The sequence below is a fragment of the Algibacter sp. R77976 genome (genome assembly GCF_044594645.1).
In the GTDB taxonomy this organism is placed as follows: Bacteria; Bacteroidota; Bacteroidia; order Flavobacteriales; family Flavobacteriaceae; genus Algibacter_B.
Map to the genome: position 1 here is coordinate 3,416,148 of NZ_CP138989.1, position 15,864 is coordinate 3,432,011.

The 15,864-nt window shown below is 32.1% G+C and carries 16 protein-coding genes and 1 pseudogene; 14 read left to right on the forward strand and 3 right to left on the reverse strand.

Translation table 11 applies throughout. The features are described 5' to 3' along the window. The first annotated feature begins 37 nt into the window (after nt 1–37). The 8 genes and pseudogenes from SJY43_RS14545 (at nt 38) to SJY43_RS14580 (ending at nt 6,550) form a co-directional block, all read left to right on the forward strand. Nucleotides 38–685: an HAD family hydrolase gene (locus tag SJY43_RS14545; RefSeq protein ID WP_396601469.1), complete on the forward strand. Its 648-nt coding sequence runs from the start codon at nt 38–40 to the stop codon at nt 683–685. A gap of 181 nt (nt 686–866) precedes the next feature. Beyond that, complete coding sequence (locus SJY43_RS14550) at nt 867–1,334, forward strand: methyltransferase family protein (RefSeq protein WP_396601470.1); 468 nt, start codon at nt 867–869, stop codon at nt 1,332–1,334. Nucleotides 1,335–1,373: 39 nt separating this feature from the next. Then, nucleotides 1,374–1,775 (forward strand): PaaI family thioesterase, encoded by a 402-nt coding sequence (locus tag SJY43_RS14555; protein WP_396601471.1) that lies wholly within the window; start codon nt 1,374–1,376, stop codon nt 1,773–1,775. A gap of 113 nt (nt 1,776–1,888) precedes the next feature. Beyond that, entirely contained in the window at nt 1,889–2,218 is a 330-nt protein-coding gene (locus SJY43_RS14560; protein WP_396601472.1) for an ArsR/SmtB family transcription factor, read from the forward strand. 48 nt (nt 2,219–2,266) lie between these two features. After that, nucleotides 2,267–2,734 (forward strand): annotated as a pseudogene (locus SJY43_RS14565) (DUF6428 family protein). A gap of 18 nt (nt 2,735–2,752) precedes the next feature. Then, nucleotides 2,753–3,385 (forward strand): low molecular weight phosphatase family protein, encoded by a 633-nt coding sequence (locus tag SJY43_RS14570; RefSeq protein ID WP_396601473.1) that lies wholly within the window; start codon nt 2,753–2,755, stop codon nt 3,383–3,385. 2 nt (nt 3,386–3,387) lie between these two features. After that, the gene (gene arsB, locus SJY43_RS14575; RefSeq protein ID WP_396601474.1) at nt 3,388–4,434 is read left to right on the forward strand and encodes an ACR3 family arsenite efflux transporter; all 1,047 of its coding nucleotides are present in this window, start codon (nt 3,388–3,390) and stop codon (nt 4,432–4,434) included. Between the two features lie 220 nt (nt 4,435–4,654). Next, nucleotides 4,655–6,550 (forward strand): T9SS type B sorting domain-containing protein, encoded by a 1,896-nt coding sequence (locus SJY43_RS14580; protein ID WP_396601475.1) that lies wholly within the window; start codon nt 4,655–4,657, stop codon nt 6,548–6,550. 16 nt (nt 6,551–6,566) lie between these two features. Here the strand turns inward: SJY43_RS14580 and SJY43_RS14585 are convergent, their stop codons facing one another. Next, entirely contained in the window at nt 6,567–7,514 is a 948-nt protein-coding gene (locus SJY43_RS14585) for a phosphoribosylaminoimidazolesuccinocarboxamide synthase (RefSeq protein WP_396601476.1), read from the reverse strand. Between the two features lie 175 nt (nt 7,515–7,689). Further along, nucleotides 7,690–8,643, reverse strand: a complete 954-nt coding sequence (locus SJY43_RS14590; protein WP_396601477.1) for a PhoH family protein — start codon at nt 8,641–8,643, stop codon at nt 7,690–7,692. 178 nt (nt 8,644–8,821) lie between these two features. On the opposite strand from SJY43_RS14590, the gene SJY43_RS14595 reads away from it, so the two are divergent. The 6 genes from SJY43_RS14595 to dnaN all read left to right on the forward strand — a co-directional run bounded on the left by SJY43_RS14595 (nt 8,822) and on the right by dnaN (nt 14,428). Further along, nucleotides 8,822–9,712 (forward strand): S-adenosyl-l-methionine hydroxide adenosyltransferase family protein, encoded by an 891-nt coding sequence (locus tag SJY43_RS14595; RefSeq protein WP_396601478.1) that lies wholly within the window; start codon nt 8,822–8,824, stop codon nt 9,710–9,712. Between the two features lie 13 nt (nt 9,713–9,725). Then, nucleotides 9,726–10,022 carry a putative quinol monooxygenase gene (locus SJY43_RS14600; RefSeq protein ID WP_396601479.1) on the forward strand — a complete coding sequence of 99 codons (297 nt, stop codon included), beginning with the start codon at nt 9,726–9,728 and terminating at the stop codon, nt 10,020–10,022. A gap of 251 nt (nt 10,023–10,273) precedes the next feature. Continuing rightward, complete coding sequence (gldF, locus tag SJY43_RS14605) at nt 10,274–10,990, forward strand: gliding motility-associated ABC transporter permease subunit GldF (RefSeq protein ID WP_396601480.1); 717 nt, start codon at nt 10,274–10,276, stop codon at nt 10,988–10,990. Further along, entirely contained in the window at nt 10,991–11,476 is a 486-nt protein-coding gene (locus SJY43_RS14610; protein WP_396601481.1) for a hypothetical protein, read from the forward strand. It begins immediately after the preceding gene. Then, complete coding sequence (gene gldG / locus SJY43_RS14615) at nt 11,469–13,136, forward strand: gliding motility-associated ABC transporter substrate-binding protein GldG (RefSeq protein ID WP_396601482.1); 1,668 nt, start codon at nt 11,469–11,471, stop codon at nt 13,134–13,136. The genes SJY43_RS14610 and gldG overlap by 8 nt, the downstream gene beginning before the upstream one ends. Before the next feature lie 173 nt (nt 13,137–13,309). Next, nucleotides 13,310–14,428, forward strand: a complete 1,119-nt coding sequence (dnaN, locus tag SJY43_RS14620) for a DNA polymerase III subunit beta (protein ID WP_396601483.1) — start codon at nt 13,310–13,312, stop codon at nt 14,426–14,428. 185 nt (nt 14,429–14,613) lie between these two features. On the opposite strand, the gene SJY43_RS14625 is transcribed toward dnaN, so the two are convergent. Next, the gene (locus SJY43_RS14625; protein ID WP_396601484.1) at nt 14,614–15,618 is read right to left on the reverse strand and encodes an ImmA/IrrE family metallo-endopeptidase; all 1,005 of its coding nucleotides are present in this window, start codon (nt 15,616–15,618) and stop codon (nt 14,614–14,616) included. Nucleotides 15,619–15,864: the final 246 nt, after the last annotated feature.

Consider the following 15,864-nt stretch of genomic DNA (forward strand, 5'->3'; position numbering starts at 1 on the left):
TTGAAGTATAAAGCAATCCAAAATTAAATTAAAAAACATGAGCTATAAAGCAGTAATTTTCGATTTAGACGGTACACTTGTAAACTCCATTGAAGACATAGCAGATGCCATGAATTCGGTTCTTAACAGTTATGATTACCCGACACATAATTATGAAGCATATCTTGATTTTATTGGTAGTGGCATAAAAAGCTTGGTTTCTAGAGCCTTACCTCAAGCTAGTCGCGATGAGCAACAAATAAAAAGAAGTTTTGCTGCAATGATGGATATTTATAGCAGTAATTGCACCAACAAAACAAAACCTTATGATGGTATAATAGAATTGCTTGACAACTTAAAGTCACTTAAATTAAACCTTTGTGTTTTATCAAATAAAGAAGATGCATTTGCAAAAGAAGTGGTCTTAACATTATTACCAAATTATTTTAAGTCTGTAGATGGCTTAACTATTGAAGCTCATAAAAAACCAAACCCTATTAAAGCTATAGAAATAAGCAAAAACTTAGGTATAAAACCAGAAGATATTATTTACGTAGGTGATACAGACATTGATATGCAAACGGCAAATAATGCCAATATGCTTGCTGTTGGGGTGTCTTGGGGTTTTAGAACAAAGCAAGAATTAATTGCTAATGGTGCTAATTTAATAATTGACCATCCTTTAGAGTTGATTGATGTTTTATAAAATCAAATTATTTACCACTCATTTTCCCTTTAGGTATTCTTTTAATTATCGGTAGCAATTACTGTTTATTCCGTTTTAAAATTTGAAATTATATTGGGTAGACTGAGCATATTTCAATTTTTACTATATCAGTCATTAAGGGATACTTCCATGCTATAGATAGGCAAACACTTAAATTAAAATGAAAAACAGCAGTTTAAAATTTAGTGAAAAAACAATAAAAAAAGCGTCTTTGATTGCTTTTGCTATTACCTTGGTTGGGTTCTTTTTTTTAGTGAAGAAACATTTAATAATATCAAATAACCCTATTGCTATAACGATTCATGTTTGTGCTATTTTAATTATGATTTGGGCAAGAATCACTTTTGGAATGAGAAGTTTCCACGCATCTGCAAATTCAACAAAAGGAAAACTTATTACTCATGGACCATATAAATTACTTCGTCATCCAATTTACGCATCAATTATATATTTCTTTATAGCTTCCTTGATTGCCTTTCCAGCTATTGATACATGTATTGGCGTTCTTTTAATTATTGGAAGTACATATGCAAGAATGATTTTTGAAGAAATTTCATTAAAAAAAACCTATAAAGAATATGAGTCTTATTCTCAGAAATCGAAAAGAATAATTCCGTATGTATTTTAAAAAAAATTACAAAATCTAAAATAATTAAGAAAAACTAACATGAATAATAAAAAGCAAAACACACACCTTCTGGCTTCAAAAAATTTAATTGGCTCTGTATCATCTATTGGAAACGACTGTGCTACGGTTAAACTAACAATAACTAAAGACATGATTGTTGATGCTTACAACCTTTCACACGGTGGTTTTGTTTTTGGGCTAGCAGATTATGCTGCCATGGTTGCTATAAATAAACCAACTGTTGTTTTAGGAAAAGCAACTACAAAGTTCTTAAAACCTATTGTTTTAAATGACGAATTAACGGCAGTTGCAACTATTGGGGAACCTTCAAATGAAAAAAAAGTTATGGTATCTGTAACTGTAAATAATCAAAAACATGAATTAGTCTTTGAAGGTGAGTTTGTTTGTTTCATTTTAGAAAAACACGTTTTAGAAGACTAGGCTATTAGACAAAAAAGCCACAGATATGAATTTTTACTTTTCAACAAAATTTCAAAAATATAATGAGAATTAATATATTAATCGTAATATTGCAATGAACAAATAACAATGACATGGGATTAGTTAAAACTGAAATGTTTACCGACCAACAAAATGAAATAGCACTTTTTGCAAAAGCTTTTGGGCATCCTGCAAGAGTTTCTATTTTACAACACTTATTTAAAATTAATGCTTGTGTTTGTGGTGATTTAGTAAACGAAATTGGATTGGCCCAGCCTACTATTTCTCAACATTTAAAAGAACTTAAACAATTAGGCTTAATAAAAGGAAATGTTGAAGGCACTAGCGTTTGCTATTGTATTAACACCGAAAATTGGGCAAATATGAAACATGTAATGCTACAATTTCTAGATCAAGATATATCTAAAAAAGAGTGTTGTTAAAAAAAATTAAACCTATTAATCGCATAATTGCAATAAACAAATAAAACAATGAAACTATCACAAGTAAAAGTAGTTCTAGGAGAATTGGAAACTATAGGTTTTCAATTACCTAACGGAGAATTAGTACCAAACCACTTTCACGTTACCGAAGTTGGAAAAATAACAAAGCATTTTATTGATTGCGGCGGAACTGTAAGAACCGAAGACGTTGTAAACTTTCAACTATGGAATGCAAATGACTATGACCACAGATTACACCCTGAAAAACTTTTGAATATTATTTAACTTTCAGAAAAAGTTTTAGGTATTGAAGATTTAGAGGTTGAAGTTGAATATCAAGCAGACACGATTGGAAAATTCGGATTAGATTTTGATGGCAAAAACTTCTTATTAACTTCTAAGCAAACAGATTGTTTAGCAAAAGATAACTGTGGAATTCCAGCAGAAAAACCAAAAGTAAGGATGTCCGATTTAAATGATGAACCTTGTTGCACGCCTGACGGAAACTGTTGCTAAAACATAAAAAAAAAGATAATGACAACAACCCAATCAACTTTATTTACTGAAATAGAAACAATAATTAAAGGGTTAAACCCTGAAACTATTTCGGAAAATCGTAAAACTGTTTTACAACCATTAGCAGACTTCATCCAATTAAAAGTATCTAATAAAGAAGACATTAGAATCAACTTTATTTGCACTCACAATTCGAGAAGAAGCCACTTATCCCAGGTTTGGGCACAAACATTAGCACGCTATTTTAATATTAAAAACGTGTTTTGTTATTCAGGAGGAACTGAAGCTACGGCACTTTTCCCAATGGCAGCCAAAACTTTGGAAAATTCTGGTTTTAAAATCAAAACAATCTCTGAAGGAAACAATCCTGTGTACAGTATTAAATATGCAGATAATGCACACCCAATAATTGGGTTTTCAAAAAAACTAGATGATGATTTTAATCCGAAATCTGAATTTGCAGCCATTATGACTTGTGATTCTGCAAATGAAGCTTGTCCATTTGTTTTAGGAGCAGAAAAGCGAATTCCAATTACTTTTGAAGACCCAAAAGCGTTTGACAACACACCACAGCAAGCTGAAAAATATAACGAAAGAAGTCTACAAATTGCAACTGATTTGTTTTACGTTTTTTCTCAAATAAACTCTTAAAAATGGCTCAAAAAAAATTAGGGTTTCTTGACAGAAATCTGACTTTATGGATATTTACAGCCATGGCAATTGGCGTTGGTCTTGGTTATTTTATACCTGAACTTCCTAATATTATAAACTCATTTAATAGTGGAACTACCAATATCCCAATAGCCATTGGTTTAATTTTAATGATGTATCCGCCTTTGGCTAAAGTTGATTATTCGCTGCTACCAAAAGTTTTTAGAAACACAAAAATCCTTTCAATTTCGCTAATTCTAAACTGGATAATTGGTCCCGTTTTAATGTTTGTTTTGGCAATTACATTTTTACGAGATTATCCTGAATACATGGTTGGGCTTATTTTAATAGGTTTAGCGCGTTGCATTGCCATGGTTTTAGTCTGGAACGATTTAGCAGAAGGCAGTAGTGAATACGGAGCTGGCTTGGTAGCACTAAATAGTGTTTTTCAAGTTTTCACATATAGTTTTTATGCTTGGCTTTTTATAACTGTACTTCCTCCCTATTTTGGATTTGAAGGTGCTATAGTTGATATTTCTATTGGAACCATTGCAGAAAGTGTAGCCATTTATTTAGGAATTCCATTTGTTATGGGGATTTTAAGCCGCCTTATTTTAGTAAAATTAAAAGGAGAAGCATGGTATACTAACATCTTTATTCCAACAATTTCGCCATTAACCTTAATTTCACTTTTGTTCACCATTTTTGTTATGTTCTCGCTAAAAGGCGAGTTGATTGTAGAAATACCAATGGATGTTTTAATTATTGCTGTTCCCTTACTTATATATTTTTGTTTAATGTTTATTATTGGTTTTTTCTTCACTAAGGCTATGGGAGCAGAATATGACAAAACAACGGCTGTCGCATTTACAGCTGCAGGAAACAATTTTGAATTAGCTATTGCGGTTGCTATTGCTGTTTTTGGGTTAAATTCTGGACAAGCATTTACAGGAGTAATTGGGCCTTTAGTAGAAGTGCCTGCACTAATTTTATTAGTTCGTGTTTCGTTTTGGCTCCGGAAAAAATATTATAGTAAAGTAAAAGCTTAAAATTATACTTCTATGATGAATTACTTTTGAATTTCAATCTCAGTTTTATGATTTATTTTCATAAACACAAAAAAAAGCGATCTTGTTTAAAACAAGGTCGCTTTTCTTTATCAATTCATTATTTTTACTATTAAGTTGTAAATGTTTATTTTAGGCTGTTAATTTGAATAGTAAAAATCTCAAGATTTAAGTAAACTACCTAAAAAAGGAATTTTAAAGCATGCGCATGATAAAAGGCTTAAAAAAATCACAAATTGTTTATTTATTTTCTCTAATCATCATCACATTTGTAACAACAAATACGGTATGTTCTCAAAATTTAGAAATTTCTTTTTGTAATGATGATGGCTATGCTACTTTTAATATTGAGGAGCTTGAAGAATATGCACTTCAAACTGTTGGAACAGAAAATGATTATTTTTTAGAACAAATATTAATCTCAACTTCAACAGGAAAAGTACTTTCTGTCAATTCACCATCTAACAACCCTAATATTTCAACGTCATGTGAATTTAATGAATATTCTAGTGGTTTTACAGACATAGCAGTAGATTCAAATCAACAAATATTTTTATGTGCAGGAACAATATATTCTTTAGAAAACGACTGTGATTTATTTCGCTATAATTACTCCTATTTTCAAAGTAATGCACTCTCTTTTGATGATTTAGACAATTTATACCTTGGCTTAGGAACGGAATCATATGTGTTAAGAATAAATATTTCTCCAACTGGGGTATTTAGTAGTGTGTTTTGGCACGATTTTATAACTGGAGCCTCTGGAGGCGATTTTGTTATACTAAAAGACAAAATGTATATTTCTTGGCGATTAGCAAGAGATAATTATAGACTATATGAGGTAACTATAAACCAAAATCGAGATTATATTTCTCATATAGATTTAGGTCAACTACCAAATGAAACGTATGGCTTAGCATCAGAGTTAGGTAAGCTTTATGGAGTAACCCCAAATAAATTATTTGAAATAGATTTATCAAATTTCACCTTCAAAGACATTATACAAAACCCTAATCCAAATGATGAGTGGTATGGCGCTGCAGGTTTGCACGAAGCGGTTGTATTTAAGACTTCAACACATCTTACGTTAAATGATGCAGAAAAAGGTTTAAAAGCTATAAACGGAGATTGGACAAATACTGTACAAGGTGGACAAACTATTTATGTAAGGATTGAGAATTCACTAACTAAAACATATGATATATTTAATATAAAGATTAATATTCCACAATACCCTAAGATTGATTTACCATTAGATTTAGAAAAATGTTATGATAGCACGTACAATGTTTTTGACTTATCGCAAGTTTCAACTCAAATGCAGATAGATTCTAATCAGAATTTATCTTTCACTTACTACGACAAAAACCCAGAAAATGGCGATACCAGTCCACAACTTCCAATGATATATCAAAGCACAAAACAAATTGAAACTCTTTATGTGAATGTAGAGAATTTAGATGGTGGCTGCAGTTCTATTTATGGTTTTCACGTTATAAATAATGAAACACCTAATTTACTCCCCTTCTCTAATTTCCAATCACCAAACTTCCTGGAATCTTGTTATTTTGACAAACAAAACAAAGGCTATTTTAACTTAAGCGACATTGTGGACGAAATGATATTAAGTGAAAAAACTAATTTAGAACTAGGCTATTATTTAAGTTATGAAGATGCTGAAAACAATGAGAACCAAATATCTGAGACACGTTACTTAGAACAACCAATTGAAGAAATTTTTATTAAAGTAACAGACAACAATAACTGTTATACAATCTCAAATTTTTATTTGAACATAGATTGTATTTTAAACAATGAATCTTTATCAAATATCTTCTTTCCTAAATTTGTTACCCCTAACAATGACGGTGTAAATGATTTTTGGAACATTGAAGGGGTATCTGAAAAAGTAAGAAGAGAATCAACCGTTACTATTTTTAATAGATACGGAAAAGAAATAACCTCTTTTGTACCAAATTCAATTGAAGGCTGGAATGGAACTTATAATGGCAACCAACTTCCATCTTCTGACTATTGGTTTATGTTCAGGACAGAATCTGGATTTGAAAAGCTAGGCCATTTTACATTAAAAAGATAGTTACCAATTAAACACCCTACTTCAAATACGCCAATACATTTGCCTCAATACGCTCTTGAATATTACTAACATCAGCCTTTACAAAGGTTTCTCCTGTAATATTCTCGTAAAGCTCTATGTAACGCTCACTAACAGATTGAATATACTCGTCGCTCATAAAAGGTACAGTTTGCCCTTCTAAACCTTGAAAGTTATTTGCAATTAACCATTGGCGAACAAACTCTTTTGATAGTTGCTTTTGGGCTTCGCCATTATCTTGACGCTCTTGGTAGCCATCGGCATAAAAGTAACGTGAAGAATCTGGTGTGTGAATCTCGTCGATTAAAACAATTTTTCCTTCTTTAGTTTTACCGAATTCGTATTTGGTATCGACCAAAATTAAACCACGAGAAGCCGCAATTTCTGAACCACGTTGAAATAATTTTCGTGTATAATCTTCCAGAACGATATAATCTGCTTCTGAAACAATGCCTTTTGCTAAAATGTCTTCACGAGAAATATCTTCATCATGATCTCCCATTTCGGCTTTAGTAGCAGGCGTTATAATGGGCTCTGGAAATGCATCGTTTTCTTTCATACCTTCTGGCATTGGCACACCACAAAGCATTCGTTTACCTAATTTATACTCACGTGCTGCATGTCCAGACATATAACCACGAATTACCATTTCAACTTTAAAAGGCTCGCATAAATGCCCAACTGCGACGTTAGGATCTGGTGTTGCGGTTAACCAATTTGGTACTAAATCTTCGGTTGCTGCCATCATTTTGGTAGCAATCTGGTTTAATATCTGACCTTTGTAAGGGATACCTTTTGGCATGACCACATCAAAAGCCGAAAGCCTATCGGTTGCTACCATTACTAATTCTTTGTCGTTGATATTATAAACTGCTCTTACTTTACCCTTATAAAGACTTTTTTGCCCTGGAAAGTTAAAATTGGTATCGATTATTGTGTTACTCATTATACTTGCTTTTGGCCTCAGGCTTTTAGCTGTTGGCCTTTTTTATTGTTTGGTTTGTTTTGTGTTACTATGCCCTAGCCCTGATTGAGGCTTTGTTGAAGCTCTTTTTGTGTTGTTGCACCTATGCAACACAAAAAAGCGACTGCCGAAAGCGGGAAATAGCTCCCAAAAAAAATTAATCTCTATTTTCTATGTCTTTATATGCAGCAATTACTTTTTTAACGAGTTTATGGCGAATAACGTCTTTATCGTCAAGAAATATCATGCCTACGCCTTCTACATTTTTTAAAATAAGTAACGCTTCTTTTAGTCCAGAAATGGTACGACGCGGCAAATCTATTTGACCAGGGTCGCCAGTTAATAGAAATTTAGCATGCTTGCCCATACGGGTTAAAAACATTTTCATTTGGGCATGCGTGGTATTTTGGCCTTCGTCAAGAATTACAAATGCATTATCTAAAGTTCGTCCGCGCATAAAAGCCAATGGTGCAATTTGTATGGTACCTTTTTCTATATAACTTGCTAGTTTTTCTGGCGCAATCATATCACGTAAAGCATCATAAAGTGGTTGCATGTATGGGTCTAGTTTTTCTTTTAAATCGCCCGGTAAAAATCCTAGATTCTCCCCTGCTTCTACAGCTGGTCGCGTTAAAATAATACGCTTTACTTCCTTATTTTTTAGTGCTTGAACTGCTAAAGCTACACCGGTATAAGTTTTACCTGTTCCGGCTGGTCCAATAGCAAAAACCATATCATTTTTACGCATAAGCTCTACCATTTTACGTTGGTTTGCTGTTTGCGCTTTTATAAGCTTGCCACCTACGCCATGCACAATAACTTCTCCACTTTGTTTTGATGTTGTGTAATCATCACTACTCTGGCTTGTTAATACGCGTTCTATTGCATTTTCGTCTAACTTATTATACTTTGCAAAATGTTTTAAAAGCATGGATATTCTGCGATCAAATTCATCTAGTAATTCCTCATCACCAAAGGCTTTAATTTTGTTACCTCGTGCTACAATCTTTAATTTTGGGAAGTATTTTTTAAGAAGTACAATGTTAGCATTTTGAGCTCCAAAAAATTCTTTCGGAGATATTTCTTCTAGTTCGATAATAATTTCGTTCAAAAGCGTGTTATTAGTTTAATGATTTTTAAGCATTATAGTTGAAAACTTACTTACATTTTCATTTAAAATATAAAAACAAAAACAAAAATTTATGTAGGTTTGTATCACATACATGTGAAACTCAAAAATACATAATTTTGAGTAAGTTAACATTAAAAACATATTAACAATTTTGCCTATGGCAATCATAACATTAACAACCGATTTTGGTGAAAAAGATTACTTTGCTGGCGCAACCAAAGGCGCTATCTTAAGTGAACTTCCGGATGTTAAAATTGTTGATATCTCACATTGTGTTTCGCCTTTTAATATTCCAGAAGCAGCTTACATTATACAAAATGCTTACAATAGTTTTCCAAAAGGCACCATACACATAATAGGAATTGATTCTGAGATTAACCCAGAAAACAAGCATATTGCCATTAAACTAGACGATCATTATTTTATTTGTGCTAATAATGGCATAATGAGCATGATTTGCTCTGAAATTGCCCCCGAAAAGATTTTTGAAATTAATATACATGATAAAATACAATCTAGTTTTCCTGTTTTAGATGTGTTTGTAAAAGTAGCTTGCCATATTGCACGCGGAGGTACTTTAGAAGTTATTGGGAAGCCTATTTCTGAAATAAAACCTATTAAAAATATAGTCCCTTACGTAAATGATGATAAAACTCAAATAATAGGGAGTGTTATTTATATTGATAATTACGGAAATGTAGTAACGAATATTAAACGTAGCTTTTTTGAAACTTTACAAAAGGGGCGAAATTTTGAGATTTCGGCACGACATTATACCTTCAAAAAAATACACAATAAATATAGCGACATTGTAAACTTTGAAATTCCAGAAAACAAGCGAAATGATGAAGGCCGAAAACTTGTAGTTTTCAACTCTGGTGATTTTTTAGAAATTGCCGTTTATAAAAGCAATAGTGCAACTGTGGGAAGTGCGTCGACACTTTTAGGCCTAAGAGTAATGGATGCGGTTAGCATTAAATTTATTCCAAATCCTGTGATTCAAAAAGGGCCTGAAATTCCACAGAATGTGAAAGCTTCAGATTTTTAATTTAAAGAGTTGTATGCTGGTAAGAATAGTTAAATTGGGGTTTTATAAAGAGAATATTGAAGTGTTTCTTCAAAATTTTGATGCTACCAAAACAAAAATTAGAGCTTTTGACGGTTGTAAATTTTTAGAGCTCTATCGAGATAAAAATGACCCGAGTATATTTTTTACTTATAGTTATTGGGAATCTGAAGATGCATTGGAGAAGTATAGAAAATCTGAATTATTTAATACGGTTTGGAGTACAGTAAAACCATTATTTAATATTAAACCAGAAGCTTGGAGTGTTGATAAGTTGGAAACGCTAAAATAGTCGAAGTAAGCAGTAAGCAGTAAGCAGTAAGCAGTAAGCAGTAAGCAGTAAGCAGTAAGCAGTAAGCAGTAAGCAGTAAGCAGTAAGCAGTAAGCAGTAAGCAGTAAGCAGTAAGCAGTAAGCAGTAAGCAGTAAGCAGTAAGCAGTAAGCAGTAAGCAGTAAGCAGTAAGCAGTAAGCAGTAAGCAGTAAGCAGTAAGCAGTAAGCAGTAAGCAGTAAGCAGTAAGCAGTAAAAAAAAGAAAAAAAATAAATGTTAGCCATATTAAAAAAAGAAATAAACTCATTTTTTGCATCACCAATTGGTTATTTGGTAATCGCTATTTTTTTAGTTTTAAACGGATTATTCCTTTGGCTATTTAAAGGGGAGTTTAATGTTTTAGATTATGGGTTTGCCGACCTTTCGTCCTTCTTTTTATTAGCGCCTTGGATTTTAATTTTCTTGATTCCTGCGGTAACTATGCGTAGTTTTTCCGATGAAAAAAAACAAGGCACTTTAGAGCTACTATTAACAAAACCCATATCACATTTCAACATTGTTTTAGGAAAATATTTTGGTGCGCTTATTTTAATTTTAATCGCACTTTTACCAACGCTGCTTTATGTTTATACCGTTTATCAATTAGGAAACCCTATTGGAAACTTAGACATGGGCAGTACACTAGGCTCTTATTTTGGCTTACTATTTTTAGTAGCGGCTTATACATCAATAGGAATTTTTGCTTCATCGTTATCAGATAATCAAATAGTCGCATTTATTACTGCCGTTTTTATCTGTTTTATATTTTATATTGGATTTGAAGGTATTGCAGAATTTATGTCAAGTGATTTTATTGAGCAATTAGGCATGAGTTCACATTATAAAAGTATGAGTCGTGGTGTTTTAGATACGCGAGATATCATTTATTTTATAAGTGTAACGCTGTTCTTTTTATTGTTAACCAAACTAAACATTAATAAAGCGAAGTAAATGATAGTTACACCTTTATTTGTTATTTTTCTTGTTGTAGTTTTTATACTTGTTTGGCTATTTGTTAATACGATTGATAAACGCAAATGGTTAACATTTATAGTAAGTTTAGCAATAACACCTGTTGTTTATTTTTATATGTTTTACCCCATGTTGAATATTTTTAGTAGCTACCATCATGAAAAATACTTTGATGCTGTAGCATGGGAAGACAAACCTCAATTACGCTATGAAATGGCTAATAAAATACTAATCGATAGCCTACTAATTGGAAAGAACAAAAAAGAAGTTGAATCCCTTTTAGGCAAACCCGAATGGTTTGGATGGGATGAAACTTTAAAAGCGAATTCGCAAAAAAAATGGAATTATAATTTAGGTTTTAAACCCGGTGCATTTAATAATATGCAAGAATGCCTAGAACTTCAATTTAACAATAATACTGTTGAATCGATAAAACCTTATCAATTAGAAAAAAAGTTTGAATAAGACTATAAAACACATATTAGTACTCGTAATAGCGTTAGTTGCGATTAACTTTATAAGCAGTAAAGTGTATAAGCGTTTTGATTTAACAGCAGATAGCCGTTATACATTAAGTGAATCTGCCATACAAATTATTAACGAAGTTGATTCTCCCATTGTAGTGGATGTATTTTTAGAAGGCGAAGATTTCCCTTCAGAATTTAGGCGTCTTCAAAACGAAACCAAACAATTATTAGAAGAGTTTGCTGCTACAAATAGTAATATTATTTTCAACTTTATAAACCCGTTGGAAGATGAATCAACTAGAGAGCGTAACATTCAACAACTCACACAACGTGGGCTAACACCCATGCAGCTAAGTGTTCAAGAAAGCGGTAAATCTTCGCAAGCTGTTATATTTCCTTGGGCCTTGGCAAGTTATAATAATCAAACGGTTCTTATTCCGTTAGTAAAAAATAAAATTGGTGCGTCTCAACAAGAATTAGTTAGTAATTCTGTTCAGCATCTAGAATATGCTTTTGCAGATGGTTTTAGTAAATTAACAAAACCAAAGCGCCGTAAAATTGCTATTTTAAAAGGTAACAAACAATTAGAAGACAAATACATTGCAAACTTTGTACAAAAACTTGGTGAGTATTATTATATCGCGCCATTTACTTTAGATAGTGTGGCTTCAAATCCGCAAAAAACACTCGATGAGATTAACAGTTTTGATTTAATAATCTCGGCAAAACCAACAGAACCATTTTCTGAGGAAGAAAAACTAGTGCTCGATCAATATACCATGAACGGCGGAAAAAGCCTTTGGTTGGTTGATGCCGTAGCCATGGAAAAAGATAGTTTATTTAACGCCACAGGAACAAATTATGCAGTAACAAGAGATTTAAATTTAACCGATTTCTTTTTTAAATACGGTGTTCGTATTAACCCGTACATGGTTAGCACGCTCTACTCTGCTCCTATTACTTTGGCCATGGGCGAAGGTAGCCAGTCGCAATTTCAGCATTTAAAATGGCCTTATTCGCCATTAGCTGGCTCAAGTAGCAAGCACCCAATAGTTAATAATTTAAATTTAGTACGTTTTGATTTTGCTAACCAAATTGATACGCTAAAAAACAACCTTGATAAAACCATACTTTTAGAAACTGCACCATTAACAAAATTAGAAGGCACACCTAGAGAGGTGAGTTTGCAGCTGGTAACTAAAGAACAAGACCCGCAAAGCTTCAATAAAGGCAACCAAACACTTGCTGTGTTATTAGAAGGCGAATTTAATTCGGTTTATAGCAATCGTATTAAACCCTTTAAACTAAAAGAAGAGAACAATAAGAGCATTCCAACAAAAATGATTGTCATTGCCGATGGCGATGTCATTAAGAACGATGTAACACAAAACAAACCGCTAGAATTAGGTTTTGATAGATGGACAGGACAAACCTATGGCAACAAAGAATTTTTACTTAATGCGGTTAATTACTTATTGGATGATAACGGACTTATAAACATTCGCTCTAAAGAAATAGCTGTAGCCTTTTTAAATCAGCAAAAAATAGCTTCAGAGAAAACCAAATGGCAACTTATAAACATCTTACTACCACTCGTTTTGCTTGGTGGGTTTGGTTTTGCTTTCAACTACCTTAGAAAGAAAAAATACGCTTCTTAAATGTTAATAAGTTTGTTTCCAAATATAGACGGTTTCGAATATATTTGTAAGTAGTAGAATTACAATTAAAACATAGCTGTTAGATGAAACATTTGTAACTAAGGCCATTTTTGAACTTAGGATTACAACATAAATGTTACATGTAACCTTTGAAAATAAATATAATCAAGCACATGAAATTTATAGTATCAAGTACTTATTTATTAAAACAATTACAGGTTTTAGGTGGCGTTATTAATAGCTCGAATACCTTACCTATTTTAGATAATTTTTTATTTGAATTAGACAACAACCAACTTATTGTTTCTGCAAGTGATTTAGAAACCACTATGGCTTCGACTTTAGATGTTGAAAGTGATAGTAAAGGTAGCGTTGCAATTCCTGCACGATTGTTATTAGATACTTTAAAAACCTTCCCAGAACAACCTTTAACGTTTGTTGTAGAAGACAACAATACGGTTGAAATTAGCTCTAATCACGGTAAATATGCTTTGGCTTACGCCGATGGGAACGAATTCCCGAAAGCTGTAGCGCTTGAAGACCCAAGTAAAACAGTAATAACTGGCGATGTTTTAGCTACTGCAATTAGCAAAACTATTTTTGCAGCTGGAAATGATGATTTACGCCCCGTAATGAGTGGTGTATTTTTCCAATTTTCAACTGAAGGTTTAACGTTTGTTGCTACTGATGCTCATAAACTAGTAAAATATACACGTGCAGATGTTACAGCAAATCAAGTTGCTGAATTTATTATGCCTAAAAAACCTTTAAATCTTTTAAAAGGTATTTTGGCTGCTAGCGAAAACGATGTGACGATTGAGTATAATGAAAGTAATGCCAAATTCACTTTTGAGAACTCAGAATTGATTTGTCGTTTAATAGACGGAAAGTATCCAAACTACGAAGCGGTTATCCCAAAAGAAAACCCGAATAAATTAGTAATAGACAGAAACCAATTTTTAAATTCTGTACGTCGTGTTAGTATTTTCTCTAACAAAACAACACACCAAATTCGTTTAAAAATTGCAGGTGCAGAATTAAATATTTCGGCTGAAGATATAGATTATAGCAATAAAGCAGAAGAACGTTTAACTTGTGATTACCAAGGTGACGATATGCAAATTGGTTTTAACTCACGTTTTTTAACTGAGATGTTGAATAACTTAAATGCCGATAATGTACAGTTAGAAATGAGTATGCCAAACAGAGCAGGTATTTTAACCCCTGTTGATGGTTTAGACGAAGGTGAGCATATTACAATGCTTGTTATGCCTGTAATGTTGAATAACTAAAACATTCCTGCGAAGGCAGGAATCTCATTATATAAAGCAGTAACTTTAATTGGGTTACTGCTTTTTTTGTCTTGACTTTGTAAAAAATTTCCGCTATCTTAGTTACCTACCTGCCGGCAGGTAAGTAACGTTGGATATAAAACATTTAAACGTTTCATATCCGCGAAACATTGGCAGCCATTTGACTAAACGATAACCCTCAACTTAGATTTATCCGAAAAGTTGAAATACTTTTTAAGAATATCATAAGGCAAAGAAAAAGCTTTAGATAAATCTTCATCAGAATAATTTAATTCTTTTTTATGTAACTCATATGCATTTCTGAATATGACAGGCTTATCTATATCTACAAGTGTTTTTTCTACTTTACGTTCGCCCATTCGACTTAATTCAATCATAAAATAGGTAGCTCTATTATCAGGAATACCACGTAAATCTTTTGCTCTTCTTATAATAGACTGTTTTGACGTATGCCAATACTTTTTTAATGGAGCTAAATCATATAAACTCAATCCAATTAAAGAATTTTGAATACCAAAAGCAGGCATTAAAAATTCAGAAGCGAAACGATTAGCTTCATTTTCTTTTTGCTTTTCATCACGATGTGCTGGATTCGGAAAATCACCTACACAATGCATTAAAATATGACCTAACTCATGAGCAAGAGTGAATCTTTTTCTATCATTAGGAAATTTTCTATTAATAACTATAACTGGATTACCTTTATCTGTTTTAAATGATACGCCATCAAATTTATCTGTTACGTCATCAAATTCTATTACAACAACACCATTACTTTCAAGATGATTAAAGATATTTACAACAGGTTCTCGCTTATCGAGACCCATTAATTTTCTAGTGAATTTAGCTACTTCTTCTGGCGTATATTCTTCAGGGTCTAATGGTCTTAAAGAAAAATCAGGATAATCAACGGAATCATTTAATTGGTCTACTAAATAACCAATGATTTTATTATTTGACTCTAATTGTACTTTTACAGATTTAGTAATACCTGATTTTTTTCTATAATGAGCAATATCAATATCATTATTAATAGTTTTAGTGAAAAAATTCACAGGAAAATCAAGAATATTAATTAATTCATAAATAACATTTTCTGATAAAACATCAAATCCTTTTTCAAACTTAGACAAGTTAGATTGAGAAAGTCCTTTAACTTTTTTTGACAAATCAGTTTGACCTATTCCTCTATATTCTCTAGCAAATACAAATTGTGAATTATTAAATTTCATGGTTTTGAATTTTAAAATTATTCAATGTAAGTTTATTTATTTTTTAATTGCACCCAACGTGTTGGTGTATTAAGATTAACGTGCTAAAATATAAAATTTAACCTTTTGTTTTTATTAAAAGTCAAATTACATATTTGTTATACTTTTTAAATTAGTTCTCTAATTTAAGGTGTCGATTATTAA

Excerpts from the sequence above, each read along its gene's own strand:
- SJY43_RS14545 (WP_396601469.1), top strand. The coding sequence starts at position 38 with ATGAGCTATAAAGCAGTAATTTTCGATTTAGACGGTACACTTGTAAAC.
- SJY43_RS14550 (WP_396601470.1), top strand. The coding sequence starts at position 867 with ATGAAAAACAGCAGTTTAAAATTTAGTGAAAAAACAATAAAAAAAGCG.
- SJY43_RS14555 (WP_396601471.1), top strand. The coding sequence starts at position 1,374 with ATGAATAATAAAAAGCAAAACACACACCTTCTGGCTTCAAAAAATTTA.
- SJY43_RS14560 (WP_396601472.1), top strand. The coding sequence starts at position 1,889 with ATGGGATTAGTTAAAACTGAAATGTTTACCGACCAACAAAATGAAATA.
- SJY43_RS14570 (WP_396601473.1), top strand. The coding sequence starts at position 2,753 with ATGACAACAACCCAATCAACTTTATTTACTGAAATAGAAACAATAATT.
- arsB (WP_396601474.1), top strand. The coding sequence starts at position 3,388 with ATGGCTCAAAAAAAATTAGGGTTTCTTGACAGAAATCTGACTTTATGG.
- SJY43_RS14580 (WP_396601475.1), top strand. The coding sequence starts at position 4,655 with ATGCGCATGATAAAAGGCTTAAAAAAATCACAAATTGTTTATTTATTT.
- SJY43_RS14585 (WP_396601476.1), bottom strand. The coding sequence starts at position 7,514 with ATGAGTAACACAATAATCGATACCAATTTTAACTTTCCAGGGCAAAAA.
- SJY43_RS14595 (WP_396601478.1), top strand. The coding sequence starts at position 8,822 with ATGGCAATCATAACATTAACAACCGATTTTGGTGAAAAAGATTACTTT.
- SJY43_RS14600 (WP_396601479.1), top strand. The coding sequence starts at position 9,726 with ATGCTGGTAAGAATAGTTAAATTGGGGTTTTATAAAGAGAATATTGAA.
- gldF (WP_396601480.1), top strand. The coding sequence starts at position 10,274 with ATGTTAGCCATATTAAAAAAAGAAATAAACTCATTTTTTGCATCACCA.
- SJY43_RS14610 (WP_396601481.1), top strand. The coding sequence starts at position 10,991 with ATGATAGTTACACCTTTATTTGTTATTTTTCTTGTTGTAGTTTTTATA.
- dnaN (WP_396601483.1), top strand. The coding sequence starts at position 13,310 with ATGAAATTTATAGTATCAAGTACTTATTTATTAAAACAATTACAGGTT.